This is a genomic window from Chryseobacterium sp. LAM-KRS1 (assembly GCF_013184525.1).
GTDB lineage: Bacteria > Bacteroidota > Bacteroidia > Flavobacteriales > Weeksellaceae > Chryseobacterium > Chryseobacterium proteolyticum.
Genome location: NZ_JAAOIZ010000001.1, coordinates 458,814 through 483,689 on the forward strand (window position 1 = coordinate 458,814; position 24,876 = coordinate 483,689).

Sequence of the window (24,876 nt, forward strand, 5' to 3'; positions counted from 1 at the left end):
TTATTGTATTAAATAAGCAGTTTTTTCTGAATCAAGCTGCTTGAAAAGATTTCTATTTTCTTCAGACAAATGGATGATCAGGATGTCATCATCTTCAGAACTGATCCAGTGATCATCTTCCTGCTCCAGAATTTTTTTTGCTTTATCGTATAATATATCAATTTTGCACTTTTCATAAAAGGGGCGCAAATCGGAAATACAGAATCCAATAACCTGCAGGTCCCGCTCAGTAACATTTTCTGCTGAAAGCTTCAGCAATTGGCTGCCATAGCCATGTCCTTTTTGTGCAGAAACAAAGCCCACCATTTCTGTATAAGAGTGTAGATTTCCCGATATCTTTAATGTAAAACCGAAATTCAGACGCAATACAGATTTGATATTTCCATCAGTGTCCAGTAATAAATGAAATTCAGAATTTTTAAATAGCTGTCTGAAATCATCAGCTTTCATACCTGTCCATTCCTTGTTTTCCCAAAGCTTTATTATTACTCCTATTTCCTGTACGGTAAGTTGTTCCGGATTTTTAATGTGGTACGTCATGGTTCAGGGTATTTAGATAGGAAAGATTATGATCGAATTGCTGTCTTGTTATTTGTTTATTCTGGTACAGGTATTTTATTTTACTTGAAATGCTGATCAGGGTTTCGATATCTAGCTTTGAACGATACATTTTAAAGATCAGTTCCAGGTTATCCAGCAGATAATAAGAATCCAGTTTTTCATAAGATAAGAATATCTTAAAATAGATTTTTCCCAGGTCATAATTAACATTAGCTTTGACCGTATTTTCCATCAGTTTATCCGCAATTATTACCAAATGATATCCATCCCACAAATGGATGGTTTCAAAAAAATACTCAATATCATCTTCATTAAAATCCTTAATGATATTTATAAATATGGATAATAAACCACCCATTTCCCAGAAGTCTGTGGTGCTGTCATTTTCACATATGAAATCATGCAGTTTTTTTACCCTTTCATTCTCAAACCTCGGTGGGAATAAAGTTTTATAGAACTGTTTTTTCAATGATTGTATATTCATAAGGATGAGATTAATGGGTTTGACTTAAATACTTTAATTTTCTCTACATCTTTAATTCCTGGTCCGGTTTCAAATTTTGAATTGATATCCAAGGCAAAAGGTTTCTGATCCAATACTTTGATACCTTTTATATTCTGTTCTGAAATGCCTCCGCTCAGCAGGTAGGGAACATTTATTTTGATATCATTTAACAGCGACCAGTCAAACTGTTTTCCAGTTCCTCCAAATGATTGACTATCCGTATCAAATAACAAATAATCAATAACGGATTGTATCCGGTCAATTTCAGAAGAAAGATGTCCCATTGTTTCACCAATCCTTAAGGCTTTGATTATTTTTACTTCCGGATCTGTTTTTTGCTTTAATACCTTAATATATTCATCACTTTCATCACCGTGCAGCTGAATAAAATTAAGCTCAGCTTTTTGAGTAATATCCACTACATTTTCTATATCCTCGTTCACGAAAACTCCTACCTTTCCTTTGTGAATGATTTTCGAAATATCATCTAAACTTAAACGATTAAGTGCATACCGCGGCGATTTTTTGTAGAATATAAATCCTATAAAATCAATATTCATGGAAATTAATTCCAGAATTTGATCAGGCAGTGTAAGACCACATACTTTTATTTGTAGCTGCTGGTTCATCACGATAGGTTTATATGGTTGATGAATTCTTTAAAGGCTTTGGCAGGATCTTCATTCTTCATAAAATATTCACCCATTAAGAATCCGTCGAAACCCTTTTCTTTCAGGTAACTGAAATCCTCAATACTGTAAATTCCACTTTCAGCAACAGATAAAGTTTGTTCAGGCAGTTGATTTTTTAATCGGACAGAATGTTGAAGATCTACTTTAAAATCTTTTAGGTTTCTGTTATTAATTCCTACCAGATCAATATCTGGATGGAAGTGTTGCAATTCTTCTTCTGTATGGATTTCCAGTAAAACTTCCAATCCCAGTTCGTGTGATAAATGGGTGAACTCCAGAACCTGTGATGGTGAAAGACAGGCGGCAATCAGTAAAATAACATCCGCACCCATATTTTTAGCCTCATAGAACTGATATTCGTCGATCATAAAATCTTTCCTGAGAAGGGGCGTTTTAATCTGAATTCTGAGATCCATAATATCTTTAAAACTACCGCCAAAAAAATCGGTGTCGGTAAGTATTGAAATTCCGCTTGCTCCAAAATTCTCATAAGCAGACACTACTTCAAAAGGAGAAACCTTATCATTAATTACTCCCTTTGAAGGAGATTGTCTTTTAAATTCAGCGATTATTCCGCTTTTCTCTTTAAGAGAAGATTTTAAAGAAGCGGTTTTTCTTTCAAAAAAAGCAGAATCCTTTAATTCTTCTACAGAAACATTTGCTTTTGAAAAATTAACTTCTTCTTTTTTTCTCGATATAATTTTATCTAATATGGTCATTTATTGTGTGTTTTTATATTTCCTGAAACTAATTAATTCTATTCAAAACCTCAAAATGCATTATTCTAATAACAGTTCCAGGCTTCTCAACGCTTTTCCGCCATGTAAACTTTCCTGTGCCAAAAGGAGGCAATCATCATAGGAACCGAATTTTTCCGTATGATAAAGTGCTACCGCAGCATTCGCTAAAACAACGGCATTTTGAGAATCTGTTCCCTTTCCTTCCAAAATATTCCTGAAGATTCTTGCTGCTTCCTGAATGGTTTTACCTGCCTGAATACTTTCAGGACTTACCGGATCGAATCCCAGATCTTCGGAAGAATAAATATTTTCACCTTTTTTGGTTATAATTTTACTGTCATGGGTAAGGCTGATCTCATCATATCCATCCAAACCATGAACCAGGACGAACTCCTGAGGTTCTTTTTGTAAAAGATATTGATAAATCCTTGCGATTTCCAGGTTGTATACTCCGATCACAGAAAATTTTGGTTTTGCCGGATTTACCAATGGACCTAATAGGTTGAAAAAGGTTCTTAGCCCCAGTGATTTCCTCAATGCTCCGACAGACTGAAGGGCAGGATGGAAGTAGGGAGCATGTAAAAAGCAGATATTCGCTTTCTCCAGATCTCTGTTCAGCTTATCAGAATCATTATTCATCTGATAACCCAGCTCTTCCAAAACATTTGAAGAACCGGTAACAGCTGAGGCCCCATAATTTCCATGTTTTGTTACGCTTTGTCCTGCTCCGGCAATGACAAAACCGGCCAGCGTTGAAATATTGATCGTGTTTTTGCCATCACCTCCCGTTCCTACGATATCTAAAGCATCAGTGGTATCAAGGTTTACAGGAACTGCCATTTGCAATAATGCTTCCCTGAAGCCTTCCAGCTCTCTCAATGTAATATTGCGCATCAGGAAAACGCTCATAAAAGCAGTGACTTCCGTTGAATTGAATTTATTCTGGGCAATTTCAATCATGATCGCTTTGGCCTCAGATTTAGATAAGGTATGATGATTGAATAAATATTGCAGGATCTCTTTCATTTGAGGTTTTTTTATTGTTGAGGGAATATCTTGTGTTTTCAATGTAATAAGAAATTTTTAATGATAACTTCTCCGTCCGGAGTTAAAATACTTTCAGGATGAAACTGGACACCATGTACATCATAGGTTTTATGTTGTAGGGCCATGATCATTCCATCTTTATCTACGGCAGTGATCTCCAGTTCTTCGGGGAACTGATCGGGATCCACAGCCCAACTGTGGTATCTTCCTACTTCCATTCCTGATGACAGATTTTGAAAAAGTTTGGTTTTTTCTTTCACCAGCTCTGTGGTGGTGGCCACACCGTGAAAAATTTCTGAAAGATTAATCAGTCTTCCTCCGAAAGCCTCAGCAATGGCCTGCTGCCCCAGACAAACTCCGAGAATGCTTTTAGTAGGAGCATATTTCCTGATCAGATCAAGTAATATACCGGACTCCTCAGGTATGCCGGGACCTGGAGACAAAATGATCTTATCATACTTTTCCACTTCTTCCAGGCTGATTTCATCATTCCGATAGATATCCACTTTCTGGTTTAGAATTCTTTCAATGATCTGAACCAGATTATAGGTAAAGCTATCGTAATTATCAAATACTAAAACTTTAGCTGTTGATTGGGTTTTTATATTATCGTTCATCTTATTTAAATTAGTATTTGAGTTTATCTGCCTTTTCTACAGCTTTCTTGAGTGCGTTAAGCTTATTGTTGACCTCCTGAAGTTCACTTTCAGGATTGGATTTGGCCACCAATCCTGCACCGGCCTGATAAAAAAGAGTATTGTTTTTACTTAAAAAGGTTCTGATCATAATAGCCTGGTTGCAGCTTCCGTTCAGACCTACCATTCCGATACAGCCTCCATAGTAACCCCGGGAATCCTTCTCGTATTGATTGATTAATTGAAGGGCTTTATGCTTAGGGGCACCACTTAAAGTCCCCTGAGGAAAGGTAGAAGCAACTACTTCAAAAGGATTGGTATTTTCCGGTAATTCCGATGTTACTTCACTTACCATATGAATAACGTGAGAAAAAAGTTGGATTTCCTTTAACTTTGTTACCGTTACATTTCTTCCCATTTTTCCCAGATCATTTCTTGCCAGGTCTACCAGCATAGTATGTTCAGCATTTTCCTTGGGGTCATTTTTTAATTCTTCTATAGATTGAAGATCTACATCAAAGTTTCCGGTTCTTTTAAAAGTTCCCGCAATAGGATGGATGATGGCCTTATGATCTTTAATAATCAGTTGGCTCTCGGGGCTCGATCCGAATAATTTGTAATCTCCGTAATCGAAAAAGAACAGATAAGGAGAAGGATTGATATTTCTTAAAGCACGGTATACATTGAATTCGTCACCCAGAAACTTTTGTTCGAATCTTCTGCTCAATACCAATTGAAAAACGTCTCCCCGCATGCAGTGTTTTTGAGCCGTTTTAACCAGTTCCAGATATTCTTCATCAGAAATATTTGAGGTTTCTTCACCCGTTTTCTCAAAAGGGTAGACTACTGAGCTTTTATTTTTTATTAAATTTTCTAAAGTATAAAGTTCTGATTTGATCCCTTCGATTTGATTTTCGATAAAATGCATTTCATCATTGTAATGATTGATTGCAATAACGTACTGGTATAATCTGTATCTCACAAGGGGAATTTCAACCTCCGGGCTTTGTGCTTTAAAATTGATATTCTCGAAAAACTGAACCGCCTCAAAGCTGGTATATCCGAAAAGGTTTTGTGCTGTTTCTTCAATGGGATCCGTTGTTTTTTCACAATCAAAAACAGAAGAAAAGTCATGCAAGATATCTGCGATCTTATGATCAATGATAAACTGTTTTACAGGTTCTGAATTGGGGAACTTAACCTCGAATTCATTAAGGTTCTTAACCTCAATTCCTGCTATGGCATTTATGGCGATAAATGAAAAATTATTATCTATGTTTTTAGAATCCGAGCTTTCCAAAAGAATGGTATCCCTGAACTTGTCGCGGATCTGCAGATAAATATTCATGGGTGTCTGAAGATCTCCCAGTGTTTTCTTTGATACGGTTTTTACCTTTATATTCTTATTAAACATTTGATGTTTTTATTTTTGTTTGAGATTAAATAATAAAAAAAGACTTCAACGGAATCCGTCAAAGTCTTGATATTTTGTTTATCTTATTTTATTGCAAAGCAGCTTAACAATTAGCAATACGATAATCCTTTCAGACCCGACGAAGAGTTTGAAAGCCACCACCAAAAATTATTGCTCGTATTAAACATGGCACAAATGTAAAAATTTTTTTTAATATCAAAACCAAAAAAGAATAAAATTAAAAAAACTTAAGATAAAATTAACTATCGGCTCTCTTCCAATTCTTTCTTCAGCTTTTCAATTTGAATATTGTAGTTATCATCTTTATAAACTTCTACATAATTTTCTAATGCAGTTAGGTATTCTTTGATGAATTCTTTATTGGTGGGATCTGCCTCATATTTTATTTTTGCTGTATTGATAGGAGCCAGCATTTCATATTGGCGAAGACGTCTGCCTTCTTCGGACTGATCATATAAAATCACGATATTTTTCTCATATCCTGGAATATATTTTACGGGAAACGGACTGTTTACCTGTGGAATACGGATTGCATTTTCAATAGGGTATATAGAAGCCGAAGTTGTAGAGAAAAAAGTTGTAATATATTTACCGTCCTGCTTTTTGACAATTGCCTCATAATCATGGATATACATATCGTTTAATGTAGAACTTGTCTCCACATCGGAGGTAATGATTGCAGTACTTTCAGTTCCGTATTTGTTTAAAAACCAGGCATTCAAAAACTGTCCCGCAAAGGCATTGGCTATTCCTAAAGGGATAATCGGCAGTAATAACCACCATTTTTTAGTAAGGAATGATACTAAGCTGAAGAAAACAATCAGGAGGACCACGGTGTAAAAACCATGATGACTGGTGAAAAACAGAATTTTAGAAATGAATATCATACTTTAAAATTAAAATTTTTATTTAGATAAAAGAACATTAGTAATCTTATTCCAGATAAATTATTGTTGAAACGGATATTTATCATCACTTTAAAAATTTATTTTTTATACTTTTGCTTAAATTTTATAGAAAAAATAATGAAAAAAGTATTAGCACTTGCATTTATCGGAGGTTTATTAGTTGTAAACTGCAAAAAGAAACCAGATCATTCACTACAAGATAGCAACACAATGCTTGAAGAGCCTGAAGCAACTACAGTTGTAGACACTACCGCAACAGCCCGCAACAAACCAGAAGCAGATGTAAATGCAGCAGTATCCGTACCTGCAAAGGACGCAAAAGCAGATACATTGACTAAATAATGAAAAAACTGTTTTTGACAGGATGCATAGGATTTTTTATTCTTTCCTGTTCCAAAAAAGAAAATACACCTGTTGATACTCCTTCATCAGAAACAACTGCTGCTTCTGAACCGGCAAAAACCAATCTTTCCGGGAGCCAGATCATAGAAACATTGGATTGTACAGGATGTCACACGGTTAATGAGAGAATGATAGGACCTTCTTATCAGGAAATAGCTGACAAATATTCTGAAAAAGATATTGAAATGCTGGCCTCCAAGATTATAGAAGGCGGAAGCGGAGTTTGGGGAAGTGTTCCTATGCAGCCCCATCCTCAGGTATCTAAAGACGATGCAAAAAAAATGGTGGAATATATTTTAAGTCAGAAGAAGTAAAATATGTCTGCTGAAAAATCCAGTCTGCACACAAGAAATCTTCATCGTGATCCCTATGATTTTGATCAGCTCATTTCTTGTGTGCCAGAACTGAAGCACTATGTTTTTGTTAATGCACACCAAACATTAACGATCAACTTCAGCCTTCCAAAGGCGGTAAAACTACTCAACAAAGCCCTTTTACAACATTTTTACCATATCCGGAACTGGGATATTCCTGAAAATAATTTATGCCCTCCGATTCCCGGAAGAGCAGATTATATCCATTACATTGCTGATTTACTCGCTCTCGAATCTGAATCAGGTGAAATCCCTAAGGGCTCTTCAATAAGTGGCCTGGATATAGGTGTTGGAGCTAATCTCGTGTATCCTTTAATTGCTCACAGGTCTTACGGATGGACAATGACGGGAACAGATATTAATAAAGACTCGTTACAAAATGCACAACGTATTCTGGACAATAACCCGGATCTGTCATCTTTTATTCATTTGAAGCATCAGCCGGCTTCTGAATGTATATTCAGGAATATGCTTCTAGAAGGAGACAGATTTATGTTTTCAATGTGTAATCCTCCTTTTCATGACTCTGAGGAATCTGCCATAAAAGGAAATCTCAGAAAGACTAAAAATCTCCGTCAATCCAAAGTTAAGAAGCCAGTACTCAATTTTGGGGGACAACAATCGGAATTATGGTGCGAAGGTGGGGAGCTTGCTTTTATTACCAGGATGATACATGAAAGCAGTTTATTCGCTTCGCAGGTCCTGTGGTTTACCTGTCTGGTTTCTAAAAAAGATAATCTGTATCCACTTACCACACTCCTGAAAAAGAGTAAGACAGTAGAGTTCAAAACCATCGATATGGCTCAGGGCCAAAAAATAAGCAGAATTCTGGCCTGGACATTTATCCCTCAACAAGACAGAAAAGGCTGGTTCCCGTAAGCAAACCTCTCTTTAACCGCATTTTTACAGAAATAAATATATTTCTGGGAAAAGTCATTGACAGTCAACTCAAAAATACCTAAATTTGTAGGCTTTTAGAAAAATAAGAAATGCAATTATCAGAACAAGAAATCATTAGAAGAGAAAAGCTTAATAAGCTTGTTGAAATGGGGATCAACGCGTTCCCGGCAGATGAATACAAAATTACAGATACAACAGAATCTATAAAACAGGATTTTTCTGAGAGTAAACAGGTGAAGATTGCTGGTAGATTGATGTCCCGAAGAATTCAAGGGAAAGCTTCTTTTGCTGAATTGCAGGATTCTACAGGTAAAATTCAGGTATATTTCAACAGAGATGAGATCTGTACAGGAGAAGATAAAACTTTGTATAATGAAGTATACAAACACCTTTTAGATATCGGGGATATTATCGGTATCGAAGGGGAGCTTTTTACCACACAAGTAGGGGAGAAAACTGTACTGGTAAAGAATTTTACTCTCCTTACGAAATCTTTACGTCCGCTACCACAATCCAAAACGGATGAGAATGGAGTAATACATGATGGATTTAATGATCCTGAACTAAGATACAGACAACGTTATGTTGATTTAACCGTCAACCCGCATATTAAAGAAATTTTTGTGAAGAGAACAAAATTGTTCAATGCCATGAGAACCTTCTTTAATGATGCAGGATATTTTGAAGTTGAAACTCCGATTCTTCAATCTATTCCGGGAGGAGCTGCGGCAAAACCGTTCATTACACACCATAACGCCTTGGATATTCCATTATATTTAAGAATTGCAAACGAGCTTTATCTTAAAAGATTGATCGTTGGAGGATTTGATGGGGTATATGAGTTTTCCAAAAACTTCAGAAATGAGGGAATGGACAGAACACATAATCCGGAATTTACAGCGATGGAAATTTATGTGGCTTACAAGGATTACAACTGGATGATGGATTTCACAGAAAAACTATTGGAATTCTGTGCTACTCAGGTTAATGGAAATGCCGAATCTACTTTCGGAGAGCATAAGATAAATTGGAAAGCACCTTATCCTAGAGTTTCAATGACTGAAGCGATCCAAAAATATACAGGATTCGATATCACAGGAAAAACTGAAAAGGAATTGTTTGATTTTGCTAAATCTATTGGGATTGAGGTTAATGAAACAATGGGTAAAGGAAAATTAATTGATGAGATCTTCGGAGAAAAATGTGAAGGAAATTTCATTCAGCCAACTTTCATTACCGATTATCCGATCGAAATGTCTCCTTTAACTAAAAAACACAGAAGCAAAGAAGGCTTAACAGAGCGTTTTGAGTTGATGGTTTGCGGAAAGGAAATAGCTAATGCTTATTCTGAGTTAAATGACCCTATTGATCAGAGAGAACGTTTCGAAGCGCAGATGGCTCTTTCTGAAAGAGGTGATGATGAAGCGATGTTTATCGACCAGGATTTCCTTAGAGCTTTGGAATACGGAATGCCTCCAACTTCCGGATTAGGAATTGGTATGGACAGATTGATCATGTTCTTAACGGATAATGCATCCATCCAGGAAGTATTATTCTTCCCTCAGATGAGACCTGAAAAAACAGTTCCTCAGATTGAATTGGGAGAAGATGAGAAAGTAATTCTTGAAATTTTAAACTCTCAGGAAGAAGCATTCTCTTTAGCAGAAGTTAAAGAAAGAAGTCAGTTATCCGGTAAAAAATGGGATAAAGCATCTAAGACTCTAACTAAAAATAATTTGGTGAAAGTTGAAAAGATTGACGAAAATGTTTTGATGAAATTGGTTTAAAAGTTCACAACAATACTAAAAAAATCCTGAAATATTTCAGGATTTTTTTTTGTGATAAACTATAAATTGCTATTTCCCGTTGTGTATAAAAACTCAATTTCGATGAAAATTTTTGTTTTATTTTTTCTGTTACAATGTCTTGTCATTAAGTCGCAAATGATTGAATCTGTTTACTTTGTGCATGATGACTATAAACTTGATAAGCAATCCCAAAAGAAATTAGATAGTTTGGCTCAGTTAAAAGGCAATTTAAGATTCAGGATTTTTGGAAATTGTGATTCTACAGGAAGCATACATTACAATAAAGTATTGTCTGAAAACCGTGCAAATGCAGTTAAAAAATACCTGCAGGAGAAAATTAAAACTCATATTACAATTGAAAATGTTGTAGGTCTTGGTGAGGGAAAACAGATCAATGATAATAGTTCAGAAGAATTACGGAAGAAAAACAGAAGAGTAGATATTTTTATAGACAGAGAATGGGCTAAGGGAGAAAAAATTCTACGAAAAGTTCCTCCAAGTTTTGTAGATCTGAGTGTTGCTGAGCTGAAAGTTCAAAATACATATTCTCTTCCTAATGTTAATTTTATTGGCGGCCGTCATGTCTGGCTCCCGGGTGGGAATGAAACAATTCTTAAGCTGCTTAAAATACTAAGAGATAATCCGGCTATGCAGGTAGAATTACAGGGGCATATTTGCTGTGATTATAATAATTTTGATGGTGAAGATCTTGATTTGGGTACTTTTAATCTTTCACACACAAGGGCTGATTCTATAAAGGAATTCCTCCAGATGCAAGGTATAGATTCCAGCCGTATAAAAGCAAGCGGACAAGGACATCTTAATCCGGTTGCTTATCCCGAACAAACGGAAGCGGACCGGATTATGAATAGGAGGGTTGAAATTGTTTTACTTAAAAAATAATCCTTACTTCCTTAGTTTACTGAATGAAGCCATCAGGTAAAATAAAAACGGCAGAATAAATAAAGATCCTAACATTAATGCCCACGCTAAAGCAGAAATCGTTTTCGGAGCTGCTACATGTTCTAATAACGAAAGATGCTGCCCATTCCCTAATAATATGATATCAGGGTTATGCTGATACGTTGCGGCCACCAGGATCATAATAACCTGGAATCCTGCTAAGGCGCGAACGGGAAGGAGCTTTCGTTGTTTCATAGCCCGGAAAATCAATAACAGTGCTATCGTTGCAAAGGCAATAGCCATAATTCCCAAAGGTTTGGAGAAAACCCAGGTAACTAGAGGAATGCCCGAAAGATACGCTGAAAGAAAAACCAGAGCTCCGGTGATCACTACAAAGATCATCGTTTGTTTGGATTTTCTGATCATCAGATTAAGTTGCACACGATCCTTGGTTTCCCTAAGAGAAAATATTGAAGCAAGATAGGCACAGAGGGCCACTGTAAATAAACCAACGGTCACTCCGAACCAATTCAGCCAGCTGAAAATATAGAGATCCAGAAAAGTGGTAGCATCCGGATTGATCGATTGGGAAACTGTAGCTGCCGCAATCAGCCCTAAGAAAAAAGGAGTGAGAAGGCTTGCATAATAAAAAATATGGGTATATAAAAACTGCCAGTCATCTTTCACCGCATCATAATGCCTGAATGTAAAAGCAGTACCTCTTGCAATAATTCCTACAAGCATAAGAACTAATGGAATATGGAGGTAAGTGGACATCGTTGTGTAAATTTCAGGAAATCCTACAAACAGGATCACAATAGCAATAATCACCCACATATGATTCGCTTCCCAAACCGGAGCGATTGATTCATACATAATCTCCTCTGTTTTATGACGGGATTTTTTATTGGTGAATAACTCCACGATCCCTGCGCCAAAATCAGCTCCTCCCAAGATTACATACAGGCAAATTGACAGCCAAAGAAAGCCTATAACAACGTAGATCATGATTTTGTATTTTTAGCGTTAAACTGAATATCTGTAGGGTCATATAATTTCGGAACCATTTGAATTTGCCTTTTGAGAAGAAATATTAAAATCAATGACAGCGAAACAAAAATTGCGGTGAAGAAATAGAAGGAGTACTGGATGCCCGGCATAGGTGTTACGGCATCTACAGTTCGCATAATACCATAAATAATCCAGGGCTGGCGGCCTACTTCTGTTACAGTCCAGCCTGCTTCCAATGCTATATATCCAAAAGGAGTGGCGATCAGAAATGTTTTCAGCAGCCAGTTCTTGCTCAGCCATTCTTTTTTAAAGAATAGCGAATAGACATATAGAGAACCTATGCAGATCATTATGACGCCAAAGAAGATCATGATCTGGAAAGAGTAGTGGACAACGGCAACAGGAGGCCATTCATCTCTGCTGAAATCATTCAATCCCTTTACTTCAGCATTAAAATCATTACTGACGAGAAAACTTAATAATTTAGGGATTTTTAATGCATATTTGATTTCGCCTTTCTTTTCATCCGGAATTCCTCCGATCACAAAAGAAGCTCCCTTTTCTGTTTTAAAATGAGCTTCCATTGCAGCCAATTTTATAGGCTGTCTTTCTGCAACTGATTTAGCAGCGATATCACCACTTAAGGGAGCTCCGAAAGCTCCTATGAGGGCAAAACCTGCGGCAATTCTAAATGCTTTGGTGTGAAATTCCACATTTCTTTTTCGCATAATTAAAAAAGCATGAACTCCTGCAACGGCAAAACCGGTTGCACAAAATGCAGCTACCGTCATATGCAATGCCTGTGGAAACCAGGCTTCATTAAACATCGCTTTGATAGGATCTATATTTACATATTGTCCGTTGATATAATCAAAGCCTGCGGGAGAGTTCATCCACGCATTGGCAGCAACGACAAGGATGCCGGAAGCCAATCCACTGAGTCCGACTAAAAATCCACAGAACCAGTGGAACCATTTGTTGAACTTATCCCATCCGTAAAGAAAGAAACCGATAGCAATTGCTTCGATAAAAAATGCTGTTCCTTCAAGAGAAAAAGGCATTCCGAAGATGGGGCCGGCGTGTTTCATGAACTGTGGCCAAAGAAGTCCCAATTCAAAAGAAAGCATAGTTCCCGAAACAGCTCCTGTTGCAAAAAGAATGGCGACTCCTTTGCTCCATGCTTTTGTAAGTCCCTTATATACTTCGTTTTTTGTTTTAAGGTATTTCCAGTGGGCAAAGGCCATTAAAAATGGCATAACCATACCTACACACGAAAATATAATGTGGAAGCCGAGGGACATGGCCATCTGGGCACGGGCTGCAATGAAATCGTCCATAATATCAATTTTGAGTAAATAAATTTAAGCATTAATTATAGAAGAACACATGATTTAAAACAGTTGATATTATTGAAATGCAATATAACTTTGTATTTTTTTAAGATAAAAATGCCTTTGATTCGTGTTGAAAACTCTATCTTTTTTGACATATTTTAACTTTCATATCTCGAAAAAAATCACGATATTTGTAGGTCTTTGCAATTGGCAAAGTTTAATAATTTGATATGAGTCAGAAACAATATACAGCTAGTAGTATTCAGGCATTGGAAGGAATGGAGCACGTTCGTATGCGTCCTTCAATGTACATTGGTGATGTAGGAGTAAGAGGTCTCCATCATTTGGTTTATGAAGTAGTAGATAACTCTATTGACGAAGCGTTGGCAGGATACTGCGATACCATTTTCGTTAGCATTAAAGAAGGAAACGGAATCGAAGTAATGGATAACGGTAGAGGTATTCCGGTTGACTTCCACGAAAAAGAACAAAAATCTGCTCTTGAAGTTGTAATGACGAAGATCGGAGCAGGAGGTAAGTTCGATAAAGATTCCTATAAAGTTTCCGGAGGTCTTCATGGTGTTGGGGTATCTTGTGTGAATGCACTTTCCAATGAAATGATTACAACCGTATACAGAGACGGAAACGTTTACCAGCAGGTATATTCCAAAGGAAAAGCACAAACGGGAGTTGAAGAAATAGGGAATAGTGACAAAAGAGGAACTAAGCAGTTCTTCCAGCCTGATGATACCATTTTCACTGAATTAGTATATAACTATGATACGTTAGCAAGCCGTTTACGAGAGCTTTCTTATCTTAATAAAGGTATTACCATTACCCTTACCGATGAAAGAGAGACTCTGGAAGATGGTTCTTTCAAATCAGAAGTCTTTCATTCCGAAGGAGGTTTAAAGGAATTTGTTGCCTACATTGACGGAAGCCGTGAGGCCATTATGGAGAATGTAATCTTCATGGAGGGCGAAAGAGATGATATTCCGGTTGAAGTGGCAATGCGTTACAATACTTCATTTAATGAGAATCTTCACTCTTACGTTAATAATATCAATACCCATGAAGGGGGAACACACCTTGCAGGTTTCAGACGTGCATTAACGAGGACCTTAAAGAAATATGCCGATGATCTGGGGATCCCTCAGAAAGAAAAGGTAGAAATTACGGGAGATGACTTCCGTGAAGGTCTTACAGCCGTGGTTTCCGTAAAAGTAATGGAACCGCAGTTTGAAGGGCAAACTAAAACAAAATTGGGTAATTCCGAAGTTTCCGGAGCAGTTGATAAAATTGTGGGGGAAATGCTTACAAACTTCTTAGAAGAAAATCCTAACGAAGCTAAAATTATCGTTCAGAAGGTTGTTTTAGCAGCAAAAGCAAGACAGGCTGCGAAAAAAGCCCGTGAAATGGTTCAGAGAAAATCTCCGATGGGAGGTTCCGGACTTCCTGGGAAATTGTCCGACTGTTCTTCTAAAAGTCCTGAAGAATCTGAAATATTCCTTGTTGAGGGAGATTCCGCAGGAGGTACTGCAAAACAAGGACGTGACAGACATTTCCAGGCTATCCTTCCATTAAGAGGTAAAATTTTGAACGTAGAAAAATCTATGCTTCATAAAGTTTATGATAATGAGGAAATTAAAAATATTTACACAGCTCTTGGGGTTTCCGTAGGAACGGAAGAAGACAGCAAGGCGTTGAATATGGCGAAACTGAGATATCATAAGATTGTCATCATGACCGATGCCGATATTGACGGTTCCCACATTTCTACATTGATTCTGACATTCTTCTTCAGATATATGAAAGAATTGATTGAAAATGGTTATATCTATATCGCTCAACCGCCTTTATATTTATTGAAGAAAGGTAACAAAAAAGTGTATGCCTATAATGAAAAAGAGCGTGAGGAATTTACTCTGGATATGTCTCCGGATGGAAAAGGAGTAGAGGTACAACGTTACAAAGGTCTTGGGGAAATGAATCCTGAGCAGCTTTGGGAAACGACCTTAAATCCTGAGCATAGAATATTGAAACAGGTAACTATTGACAATGCTGTAGAAGCAGATAGTGTTTTCTCTATGTTGATGGGAGATGAAGTTCCGCCACGAAGAGAGTTTATTGAGAAAAATGCCAAATATGCTAAAATTGATGCATAATTTATTTTTCTAAAAAATATAATGAAAAGGCTCCGTTTTGGAGCCTTTTTTTATCTTCGAAAATTAAATTTTAACATTTATTAAGATTTCATTACTTTTGTTAAATTTTTTAAAACAATGATGAAAATCTTAACAGTTGGTGCCGTTTGTATTGCTTCTCTTTACTACGCCCAGAGCTATCCGGTATCAGCAATCCCGGAGAATTTAAAGAAGGATGCCAATGCGGTGATCCGAAAAGATTTTACCACGATCCAGATCAACAAGATAGATGAGGTAAAATATCAGATAAATACCGTAACTACGGTTTTAAATAAAGACGGGGATTCCCAGGCTCATGCTTATATTCCATATGACAAAGGAGATCATATTTCTGACGTAAAAGTTACAGTGTATGACGAATCCGGTAAAAAAATAAAGTCTTATTCCAAATCGGATTTCGGAGACTTTGCTAACAATTCCCAGGGAGTCTTTTATTCGGATAGCAGATATTTATCATTGGCTTATACTCCGACCCAATATCCTTATACACTCGAGTTTTCGTACCAGATCACTAATGAAAACACTATTTTCATACCGGATTTTGTACCTTTTTCAGGCACCAATGTAGCATTGGAGGAAAGCCAGTTTAAGATTCTTAACAATTCAGGTATTGAGCTCCGCACAAAAACTTATCCTTCGAAGTACAATTATACTACGGTTGCAGAAAGCAGTAATGGGGCAGAAAAAATATATTCATATAAAAATGTTCCTGCTATAGAAGATGCTTCTTTACTTCCTTCACCACTTAAGATCTTACCTAAAGTGAGTTTTTCACTGGCAAGATTCAATCTAGAAGGAAAGCAGGGAAGTATTACGAGCTGGAAAGATTTCGGATCCTGGTATTATAATAGCATTTTGCAGCCTGTATCTGTTTCCACGCCCTCTATAAAAGCTGATGTTGCAGCGCTTAATTTACAGGGGTCCACAGAAGAAAAGGTGAGAAAACTGTATCAGTATATGCAGGGTAAAACCCGATATATATTTGTTGCGCTGGGAATTGGGGGATGGCAGCCTATGATGCCGGATGAAGTACAGAAAAAAGGATATGGCGACTGTAAAGGGTTATCCAATTATATGAAGACCTTACTTGATGAAGCGGGAATTCCATCGTACTATTGTACTATCAACTCCGGCTCTTCACCGGTGTCTTTCGATAAAGATTTTCCAAAAATGGGAGGGAACCATGTTATTTTAATGGTACCTACTGAAAAGGGAAACATATGGCTGGAAAATACATCCCAGCAAATTGCTTTTAACCATTTGAGCTACAGTACAACAGACCGAAATGTTCTTTTGGTTAAAAAGGATGGAATTGAAGTGATGGATACGCCTTCATATTCTGCAGAACAAAATAAAGAAAAGCAAATCCTTAAAATTAAGCTTAATGAAGATAATAGTATTGCAGGAAAGGGAGAGTTTGCTTTTACAGGCAGTCAATATGATTATAACTTAAGATTTGCCACATTATCTCCTAAGGAAAAAAATGAATCAGTAAAAAGCCTTTTCAATATTTTACATTTTGAAAATATTGAAATGAAAGATTTTATTAATGACAGGGATAATGCAGTTATAAAATATAATCTTGATTTTAAGGCTAATAACTATTCCAAGAATGCCGGAAGCAGTATGGTATTCAGAGCGGTACCTATCTTTTCTGATAATAATTATAAAGCAGATGATAAAAGGGAATTGCCGTTTGAGATCATGCAGTCTTTTGAAGATGAATATAAGATTACATTTGAAATCCCTAAAAATTATAAGATCGATGAGGTTCCTGAGGATGTAAAACTTCCGTCTGAGTTTGGAACCTATCAGCTTAACTTTATAAAGAATGGACAAGAGCTTACCGTTACCAGGACTATTCATGTGAATAAAGGAATGTATCCTAAAGAAAAATACAATGATTACATCAAATTCAGAAAGAAAACCATAAACATGGACAATTCTAAAATTCTAATAACTAAAATCTAAGCATGAAAAAAATTATATTCGTCATTTTGAGTTCGATCAGTGTTGTTTGCCTCAAAGCCCAAAAACAGGAATTTCTCAACCCGCCTAAATTTAATGATACCGATTTATCAAAGCAAAAATCATTATTGGACGAGAATGCTCCGGCAGAAATTTTGTATAAATCAGTGTCTTTTAATATAGATTCCAATAATGGCACTTTGGAGAAAAGAGCCTTTTACAGGGTGAAGATTTATGATAAAGAAAAAGCCGAAGACTGGCTTAATCTTGAAGTGCCCCTTTATCAGGATGGCAGCAGCCAGGAAAGCTTATCTAAAATGAAAGCTTATACCTATAATCTTGAAAACGGAAATGTGGTCACGACTAAGGTAGATAAAAGTTCAAAGTACAAGAGTAAAGAAAATAAGTATATATCGGTTACCAAATTTGCTTTTCCTAATGTAAAAAACGGTTCTGTTATTGAATACCAGTATGAGATCACGTCTCCGTTCCTGTATTCCATTCCGGAAATATTAATAGAATCTGATACGCCATCATTATATACTGAATATATTCTGGATACTCCTTCCAATATTGCATATAATATCAATTATACAGGATCACTAAGTCCGAAATACAAGCAGGTTGAGGAAAAGATTCTGTATGGCTCCAATTACAGAACGTATCGTTTCGGGTATGAAAACCTGAAAGGTTTTAAAACGGAGAAATTCATAAAAAATGATAGAAATTACAGAACGAAGATCAGTGCGGAATTGCATTCCACCAATTTTAAAGAACTGAAGTTGTATTCATCATCCTGGGAGAAGATCAAAGAAAGGTTATATGAGAATGAAGATTTTGGTGGAGAACTGAAAAGAACAAAATTGGCGAAAGAAAATATGCCTTCAGGAATTTCGGGGCTTACAGATATGGACAAGGCGGATGCTATTTTTAAATATGTCCAAAAGGCCTTTACCTGGAATAAATATTCGGGAGTAAGGACAGAAGATGGAATAAAAAAACTTCTCGAAACAAAAACCGGAAACGCTGCGGAGATCAATCTTTTTTTAATCATGATGCTTAGAGAAGCAGGATTAAAGGCAGATCCGTTATTGATCTCTACTGTTAGTAACGGAATGATCAATATTGCATCTCCGAATGTCTCGAATTTAAACTTTGTCCTGGCAGCCGTTAAAATTAAAGACCAATATCATTTATATGATGCTACATCCAAGCAATCTTCAAGGGATATGCTGCCTCCAAGAGATTGGAATCAATTTGGGATCCTGGCTCCAAAGGAAAAAGTACAGGAATTATCTATGACCAATGCACAACCAAGTTTTACTTACCTTACGGCTGAGGCTAAGATCAATGAAGATGGAAGCATTTCCGGAACTTATTCCGACAAAGATACAGGTAGTTATGCGATGTTTGCCAAAGAAAGCTATGACGAGAATATGGATAAATACAAAAAGCAGTACAAGGAAAACTTTGCTATTGATTTTACGGATATTAATTCAAAAGTTCTTGAAAATGGTGATTTTGAAAGTACAATGAAATTTACATCTGAAAACCTGGTCGATAGAATAGGGAAAAAAATGATCATTAATCCTATGCTGTTTCTTAATAAAAACTCCAATGAATTTGATCAGACCGATGAAAGAAAATACCCCATAGATTTTATATCAGCCTACACAAGAACGAAAAAAATCATTTTCGAAATTCCCGAAGGTTATGTTATTGAAGAAATGCCAAAAAATAAAAAGATAATAACGGATGATAAGGAGATTGAATACAGCTATGTTGCAGAGCAAAAAGGAAATAAACTGGAGGTCACCTCAAAGACCAAAGTAAGCAGTCCGGATTATCCTAAAGATTATTATCCCGCATTTAAGCAGATTTGGGGAGTAGCTTCAAAAAGTGAAAATCAGGTGATAAGTTTGATTAAAAAATAAATTAAAAGCTTCTATTTATAGAAGCTTTTTCGTTATATTTGAGCAAACCAATAAAAATTAATAATATGTTAACTCTTTTACAAACAGACCCTTACGATGGGATGGATTCTGCGGCAGCGGCCGGAATTGGAATCGGAATGTTATTCTTTTATCTGATTATATATCTGTTCTATGGATATTGTATGTATAAAATATTTCAGAAAGCTGGGCGCCAAGATGCATGGGCGGCTTTCATTCCTATTTATAACATCATCGTTTTGCTTGATATTGTAAAGAAACCGGCTTGGTGGATTATTTTATTTTTTATTCCGTTTGTTAACCTGTTTGCATCATGGATGGTTAATGATGGTCTTGCCAAAGGATTTAGCAAAGAAACGCCTTTATACACGATTCTTTTATTCTTCTTAGGATTTATATTCATTCCTGTTTTAGCTTTTGGGAATGATCAATTTGAAAGCCAGAAAATACCGGCGAACTAAAAAAATTCATTATAATTTACAAAACCATTCATTTTGTGAATGGTTTTTGTATTGACATCACAAATATAGAATATGAAAAATACAATTGCAGCTATTTTGCTTTCCTCGTTCTTTGCTCTGGCAGCGTGTAAAAAGAATGAAAAAAAGGATTCATCGACAGAAAAAACAGAAGTGAATCAGTCCGAAAAATTTGTAGTCGATTCAGTAAAAGTTAGCGACTCTACGAAGGTCAATGATTCTTTAACAGTAAAATATACTTCGAAACTTTTAGTATTTCCTTCTTTGAAAGACCAAAAGCTCCTGGACAGCATCTATTTTATCAATAAAGGGGCAACAGATTTTTCTAAAAACGGGATTCAGTCCTACCTGGAAAGAGAAAAAGCAGAATATTTCAATTCTATCAAGAAGGAAGCGAAGGATCTTGGAGTATCATTTCCTCAGGAATGGTATACCAGTAACTATATGAATCTGAAATCCACAACCAATGATTATATGCACATTGAATATGTTTACAGTGCGTATGAAGGGGGAGCCCACGATAATTACGGGTTTTCCGAGCGGGTGTTTGACCTGAAAAACAATAAGAAAGTACAGTTGGCGGATATTACCACCATGCCTAAAAAACAAATTGAGGGAATTCTGATGAAGAATATCAATAAGATGAATAGTGGAACGACCGATGAGAAAGGAGAGGTGAAAAATTCTGATATGCTCCTGGTAGAAGTAATTCCTGCAAGTAGCAATTTCTACTTTGATGATAAGAACCTGTATTTCCATTATAGTCCATACGAAATTGCAGCTTTCGCAGCTGGAGACATCACAATCCCTGTATCATGGGAGGATCTTAAAGGGACGCTTAAGCCAGAGTTTAAAGAAAGAATGAAAATTAAATAAGAATAATGCTTCCAAATCAGGAAGCATTTTTTATTTTTGCTGTAATGGAAAAAGTAGCTTTTATCATCAACCCGTTTTCTGCCAAAAGGAATTATCAGCCATTTCTCAATGAGTTGAAAAAAAAGGTGGAAAATCCCCTTTACTATATTTCAGAATCCATTCAGGGAACAGATGATTTTATTGAAGAGCACTTCAATGAAATAGAAATTTTTGTTGCAATAGGAGGGGATGGCACTATTTCTACAGTAGCAAGGAAGTTGATTAATACACCTAAAATTTTAGCTATTTTTCCGGCAGGTTCAGGAAACGGATTCTCGAACGAAACCCAATTTAGCAAAAATCTAGATGAGCTACTGGATAAGCTAAAGGCGAAAAAATCCAGAAAAATTGACACTTTTACCGTAAATGAAAGACTTTCCATCAATGTTTCAGGAACAGGATTTGATGGCAAGGTGGTAAAAGAATTTGAAAAGACAGACAGGGGTTTCAAAAATTACATCAAGGTTTCCCTTAAAACCTTTTTTAATTATAAACCCATTAAGGTTAAATTTGTTGATGAAGCTTACCAGCAATATAACGGCAGATATCTGATGCTGAATATTGCCAATACCCGTCAGTTTGGAAATAATGCATATATTGCTCCGCACGCGAGTAAAAGTGACGGATTGGTAGATATGGTTTTGGTTAAGAAATTTCCATTAACCTATTCTGCATTATTTGCATACAGGATGTTTACCAAAAAACTGAAAGATGATGATTATGTGACCTATCTTCCGGTTTCAGAAATCGAGTTCAGTGTCAATACCAAAAACTGGCACCTGGATGGTGAATTTAATAAAATAAAATCTCCGATCCATATTAAGGTGCTTCCTGCCAGTCTAACGATTCTAATTTAAGCCTCTAACTTCTTTTCTACTTCTTGCGGATGGTTCAGGGAGTAATGGAGCTGGTCTTTATCCAGTTGTTTTTCCCAATTTGCAACCACTACAGTGGCTACGGAATTTCCTATAACGTTGGTCAATGCTCTGCATTCGCTCATGAATTTATCGATTCCCAGGATCAGTGTCATTCCTGCAATCGGAATTTCCGGAACTACAGCCAATGTGGCGGCCAAAGTTACAAATCCGGCTCCTGTTACGCCCGCTGCACCTTTAGAACTTAGCATAGCGACAAGGAGTAACATTAATTGTTTTTCCAGAGGCAGATGAATATTCAGGGCTTGTGCTATGAACAATGAAGCCAGTGTCATATAAATATTAGTACCATCGAGGTTGAAAGAATAGCCGGTTGGAACCACCAATCCTACGATAGCTTTGGAGCATCCTGCTTTTTCAAGTTTTTCCACAATTCCCGGTAATGCAGATTCTGAAGAACTGGTTCCCAGAACTAAAAGAAGCTCCTCTTTAAGATAAAACATCAGCTTAAAAATGCTAAAACCGTTGTGCCAGGCAACAGCACCCAGTACCAAAACAACAAATAGTAATGAGGTGATATAAAATGTCCCTACCAGGAACAGAAGATTGAGAACTGAATGAAGACCATATTTTCCGATGGTAAAAGCCATTGCCCCGAAAGCTCCGATGGGAGCAAGTTTCATAAGCATATGCACGATTTTAAAAACAGGTGTTGAAAGATCCTGCAGAAAGTTGGTTATCCTTTGGCTTTTTTCTTTTGTCAATACAAGTGCAACTCCCATTAAAATAGCGACCAATAAGACCTGAAGAATATTTTCACCGACCAGGGGACTGAAAAGGGTTTCAGGAATAATATTCATCATAAAACCCGTAAGTGTGGATTCGTGGGCTTTTTGCTGATACTGGGAAATATCCCCAGAAAGCGAGGCCGGATCAATATTCAAGCCTGTGCCGGGTTGAAGGATGTTACCGACGATTAATCCGATGATTAAAGCTAATGTTGAAAAAGTAAAAAAATAGATCATTGCCTTTACTGCAATTCTCCCTACCTTTTTCAGGTCGGTCATATGGGCAATTCCTAATGTAAGCGTAATAAAAATTACCGGAGCAATAATCATTTTTACAAGTTTGATAAAGCCATCGCCTAAAGGCTTCATTTTCTCTCCCAGTTCGGGATAGAACCTTCCCAGAAGTATACCTGCAATGATGGCGATGATTACCTGAAAATAGAGCTGCTGATAGATTTTTTTTGCTTTCAATGGGGTGTTTTTTAATTTAAAGGACGAAAAGTAAGAAAAAATATCAGGAATCATGATAGATGTCATGAAAAAATGATCTTTTCCTTTTTTCGTCCTTTAAATATTTAGTTGAAAATTACAAATAGGTAAGCAGAAGTTATTCTGTTGCGACAGAGTCGTCACCACGTCCGTCGGCTACGGCATGTATGTTTCCATTCTCATCAATAACGATCATTTCTGTTTTTCCGATCTGTTTTACTTTTTCGATAACATAATTTTTAGCCTTTAATTCAGAAATTGTTGATTCCGGAAAATTGTTTTCCACAGATACGGTTTCTGGAAGCCATTGGTGATGGAATTTAGGTGCGTTTACGGAAATATTGGCGTTCAATTTAAAATCAACAACATCTACGATAGATTGATATACCGATGTCGGAATTGTTGTTCCGCCCGGTGTTCCTACTACCATAAAAGGTTTTCCGTTTTTTAAGAGTATGGTAGGAGTCATGGATGAGAGCATCCTCTTATTCGGTTGAATAGAATTGGCTTCCCCGCCTACAGCCCCAAACATATTCGGAATTCCCGGTTTGATAGAAAAGTCATCCATTTCATTATTTAAAAAGAATCCTGCTCCGGACACAACCACTTTACTTCCGTAATACCCGTTAAGGGTAGTGGTTACAGATGCAGCATTTCCATCCTTATCAATTACTGAAATGTGGGTCGTTTGTGTTGATTCTTTAGGTTGCTTTATGATCTTTCCAACCTCAGAGCTAGGCGTGGCCTTAGAAAAACTAAAGCTTTTCCATCTCTTTTTCAAATAATCATCAGAGATAAGATAAGAGGTCTTATCTCCTATAAAATCCGGATCCCCCATATATTCTGCACGGTCAGCATAGGCTCTTCTTTCGGCTTCTATCATAATCTGTACGGCAGGAGTAGAATTCAGCTGATATTTTTCTAAATTTTCAAAACTTGCCATTCTCAGCATCTGGGCTAAAAGAACTCCACCACTAGACGGTAAGGGCATGGAAACAACATTATTTCCTTTGTAATCAAATTCAAGAGCTTTTCTCTGGGCAACCTTATAGTTTTTTAAATCTTCAGAAGTGATAATTCCGTTTCCTCTTTTCATTTCAGAAACAATAAGGGCTGCGGTTTTACCTTCATAAAATCCTTTTGCTCCTTCTTTCTGTATAAGTTTTAAAGTTTCAGCTAATTCTTTCTGAACCAAAATATCACCCGCTTTCCACGGGGTGTCTTTTACAAAAGGAATTGGTGATTGATTGTGTTTTTGGAAATTTACTTTGTGGGTATTAAGCATATCAGCTTCTTTCTCTGTAATAGCAAACCCCTTCTCAGCGAGATCTATGGCTGGCTGAATGATTTTTTCCATGGGAAGGTTGCAATATTTTAGAGTAGCAAAAAAGCCTGCAATACTACCAGGAATCCCTACAGCCAATCTGCCGTTCTGTGACAGGTCTGTATTGGCTTTTCCTGTTTTGTCGACGTACATATCTCTCGATGCATTCCTTGGGGCTGTTTCTCTATAATCGATCGTAAATTTTTCACCATTATTTTTTACACCCACTAAAAATCCGCCACCGCCTATATTTCCTGCCTGAGGATAAACCACAGCCAATGCATATTGAGTAGCTATGACGGCATCATAAGCATTTCCTCCCTGCTTCATAATTTTTGCTCCTGCTTCACTTGCTAGCGGATGGGCAGAAACAACAACTCCTTTGTTTTTTACTTTTACTTCTTTTACGATATTAAAATCGGTATACTGACTCCAGTACAGGTTTGTGCTTAAAAACACGGCGGCGAATAATAGGTTCTTCATACCATTTTGCTTTTTATTGATAGCAAAATTATATATTTTTAAATGAAAAATTTCTTTTTCAGGTCTATATGTATAATTGATCAGCTGAAGGAAAAATTGAATATTATATTATTTATATTAAAATATCTGATGACGTTTATTTTG

General features: G+C 36.6%; 23 protein-coding genes. 11 read left to right on the plus strand and 12 right to left on the minus strand.

What is annotated here, in order from left to right; translation table 11 throughout:
- The 8 genes from G9C87_RS02040 to G9C87_RS02075 all read right to left on the minus strand — a co-directional run bounded on the left by G9C87_RS02040 (position 1) and on the right by G9C87_RS02075 (position 6,502).
- Complete coding sequence (locus tag G9C87_RS02040) at positions 1 to 540, minus strand: hypothetical protein (RefSeq protein WP_172277614.1); 540 nt, start codon at positions 538 to 540, stop codon at positions 1 to 3.
- On the minus strand, positions 524 to 1,045 hold the full coding sequence (locus G9C87_RS02045; RefSeq protein WP_172277616.1) for a hypothetical protein: 522 nt from the start codon (positions 1,043 to 1,045) through the stop codon (positions 524 to 526). The genes G9C87_RS02040 and G9C87_RS02045 overlap by 17 nt, the downstream gene beginning before the upstream one ends.
- The gene (locus G9C87_RS02050; RefSeq protein ID WP_172277618.1) at positions 1,042 to 1,695 is read right to left on the minus strand and encodes a phosphoribosylanthranilate isomerase; all 654 of its coding nucleotides are present in this window, start codon (positions 1,693 to 1,695) and stop codon (positions 1,042 to 1,044) included. The genes G9C87_RS02045 and G9C87_RS02050 overlap by 4 nt, the downstream gene beginning before the upstream one ends.
- Positions 1,695 to 2,477, minus strand: a complete 783-nt coding sequence (trpC, locus tag G9C87_RS02055; protein WP_172277620.1) for an indole-3-glycerol phosphate synthase TrpC — start codon at positions 2,475 to 2,477, stop codon at positions 1,695 to 1,697. The genes G9C87_RS02050 and trpC overlap by 1 nt, the downstream gene beginning before the upstream one ends.
- A gap of 60 nt (positions 2,478 to 2,537) precedes the next feature.
- Positions 2,538 to 3,524, minus strand: coding sequence for an anthranilate phosphoribosyltransferase (gene trpD / locus G9C87_RS02060; RefSeq protein ID WP_172277622.1), 987 nt, complete (start codon positions 3,522 to 3,524; stop codon positions 2,538 to 2,540).
- 38 nt (positions 3,525 to 3,562) lie between these two features.
- Positions 3,563 to 4,162, minus strand: a complete 600-nt coding sequence (locus tag G9C87_RS02065) for an anthranilate synthase component II (RefSeq protein ID WP_172277624.1) — start codon at positions 4,160 to 4,162, stop codon at positions 3,563 to 3,565.
- Positions 4,163 to 4,172: 10 nt separating this feature from the next.
- Positions 4,173 to 5,594 carry an anthranilate synthase component I family protein gene (locus G9C87_RS02070; protein ID WP_172277626.1) on the minus strand — a complete coding sequence of 474 codons (1,422 nt, stop codon included), beginning with the start codon at positions 5,592 to 5,594 and terminating at the stop codon, positions 4,173 to 4,175.
- 263 nt (positions 5,595 to 5,857) lie between these two features.
- Complete coding sequence (locus tag G9C87_RS02075; RefSeq protein ID WP_172277628.1) at positions 5,858 to 6,502, minus strand: hypothetical protein; 645 nt, start codon at positions 6,500 to 6,502, stop codon at positions 5,858 to 5,860.
- Between the two features lie 138 nt (positions 6,503 to 6,640).
- Between G9C87_RS02075 and G9C87_RS02080 the strand changes: the two genes are divergently transcribed.
- From G9C87_RS02080 to G9C87_RS02100, 5 genes are all read left to right on the plus strand, one after another.
- Positions 6,641 to 6,865, plus strand: a complete 225-nt coding sequence (locus G9C87_RS02080; protein WP_172276484.1) for a hypothetical protein — start codon at positions 6,641 to 6,643, stop codon at positions 6,863 to 6,865.
- Positions 6,865 to 7,239: a c-type cytochrome gene (locus tag G9C87_RS02085; protein ID WP_172277630.1), complete on the plus strand. Its 375-nt coding sequence runs from the start codon at positions 6,865 to 6,867 to the stop codon at positions 7,237 to 7,239. The genes G9C87_RS02080 and G9C87_RS02085 overlap by 1 nt, the downstream gene beginning before the upstream one ends.
- Before the next feature lie 3 nt (positions 7,240 to 7,242).
- Positions 7,243 to 8,178, plus strand: coding sequence for a 23S rRNA (adenine(1618)-N(6))-methyltransferase RlmF (rlmF, locus tag G9C87_RS02090; protein WP_172277632.1), 936 nt, complete (start codon positions 7,243 to 7,245; stop codon positions 8,176 to 8,178).
- A gap of 110 nt (positions 8,179 to 8,288) precedes the next feature.
- Entirely contained in the window at positions 8,289 to 9,986 is a 1,698-nt protein-coding gene (gene lysS, locus G9C87_RS02095; RefSeq protein ID WP_172277634.1) for a lysine--tRNA ligase, read from the plus strand.
- 102 nt (positions 9,987 to 10,088) lie between these two features.
- Positions 10,089 to 10,910 (plus strand): OmpA family protein, encoded by an 822-nt coding sequence (locus tag G9C87_RS02100; protein ID WP_172277636.1) that lies wholly within the window; start codon positions 10,089 to 10,091, stop codon positions 10,908 to 10,910.
- A 3-nt stretch (positions 10,911 to 10,913) separates the two neighbouring features.
- Here the strand turns inward: G9C87_RS02100 and G9C87_RS02105 are convergent, their stop codons facing one another.
- Positions 10,914 to 11,918 (minus strand): cytochrome d ubiquinol oxidase subunit II, encoded by a 1,005-nt coding sequence (locus tag G9C87_RS02105; RefSeq protein WP_172277638.1) that lies wholly within the window; start codon positions 11,916 to 11,918, stop codon positions 10,914 to 10,916.
- Positions 11,915 to 13,258 carry a cytochrome ubiquinol oxidase subunit I gene (locus G9C87_RS02110; RefSeq protein ID WP_172277640.1) on the minus strand — a complete coding sequence of 448 codons (1,344 nt, stop codon included), beginning with the start codon at positions 13,256 to 13,258 and terminating at the stop codon, positions 11,915 to 11,917. The genes G9C87_RS02105 and G9C87_RS02110 overlap by 4 nt, the downstream gene beginning before the upstream one ends.
- 227 nt (positions 13,259 to 13,485) lie before the next feature.
- Between G9C87_RS02110 and gyrB the strand changes: the two genes are divergently transcribed.
- From gyrB to G9C87_RS02140, 6 genes are all read left to right on the plus strand, one after another.
- Entirely contained in the window at positions 13,486 to 15,420 is a 1,935-nt protein-coding gene (gyrB, locus tag G9C87_RS02115; protein ID WP_172277642.1) for a DNA topoisomerase (ATP-hydrolyzing) subunit B, read from the plus strand.
- 117 nt (positions 15,421 to 15,537) lie between these two features.
- Entirely contained in the window at positions 15,538 to 17,430 is a 1,893-nt protein-coding gene (locus G9C87_RS02120) for a DUF3857 domain-containing protein (protein ID WP_172277644.1), read from the plus strand.
- Between the two features lie 2 nt (positions 17,431 to 17,432).
- Positions 17,433 to 19,361 carry a DUF3857 domain-containing protein gene (locus tag G9C87_RS02125; protein WP_172277646.1) on the plus strand — a complete coding sequence of 643 codons (1,929 nt, stop codon included), beginning with the start codon at positions 17,433 to 17,435 and terminating at the stop codon, positions 19,359 to 19,361.
- Between the two features lie 65 nt (positions 19,362 to 19,426).
- Complete coding sequence (locus G9C87_RS02130) at positions 19,427 to 19,840, plus strand: DUF5684 domain-containing protein (protein WP_172277648.1); 414 nt, start codon at positions 19,427 to 19,429, stop codon at positions 19,838 to 19,840.
- A 72-nt stretch (positions 19,841 to 19,912) separates the two neighbouring features.
- On the plus strand, positions 19,913 to 20,734 hold the full coding sequence (locus G9C87_RS02135) for an RsiV family protein (RefSeq protein ID WP_172277650.1): 822 nt from the start codon (positions 19,913 to 19,915) through the stop codon (positions 20,732 to 20,734).
- Positions 20,735 to 20,739: 5 nt separating this feature from the next.
- Positions 20,740 to 21,630, plus strand: a complete 891-nt coding sequence (locus G9C87_RS02140) for a diacylglycerol/lipid kinase family protein (RefSeq protein ID WP_373428004.1) — start codon at positions 20,740 to 20,742, stop codon at positions 21,628 to 21,630.
- Here G9C87_RS02140 and G9C87_RS02145 read toward each other — a convergent pair.
- Together G9C87_RS02145 and ggt are read right to left on the minus strand one after the other, a co-directional pair.
- Positions 21,627 to 22,907, minus strand: coding sequence for a dicarboxylate/amino acid:cation symporter (locus G9C87_RS02145; protein ID WP_172277652.1), 1,281 nt, complete (start codon positions 22,905 to 22,907; stop codon positions 21,627 to 21,629). The genes G9C87_RS02140 and G9C87_RS02145 overlap by 4 nt on opposite strands.
- A gap of 136 nt (positions 22,908 to 23,043) precedes the next feature.
- Positions 23,044 to 24,732, minus strand: coding sequence for a gamma-glutamyltransferase (ggt, locus tag G9C87_RS02150; protein ID WP_172277654.1), 1,689 nt, complete (start codon positions 24,730 to 24,732; stop codon positions 23,044 to 23,046).
- Between the last annotated feature and the right edge of the window lie 144 nt (positions 24,733 to 24,876).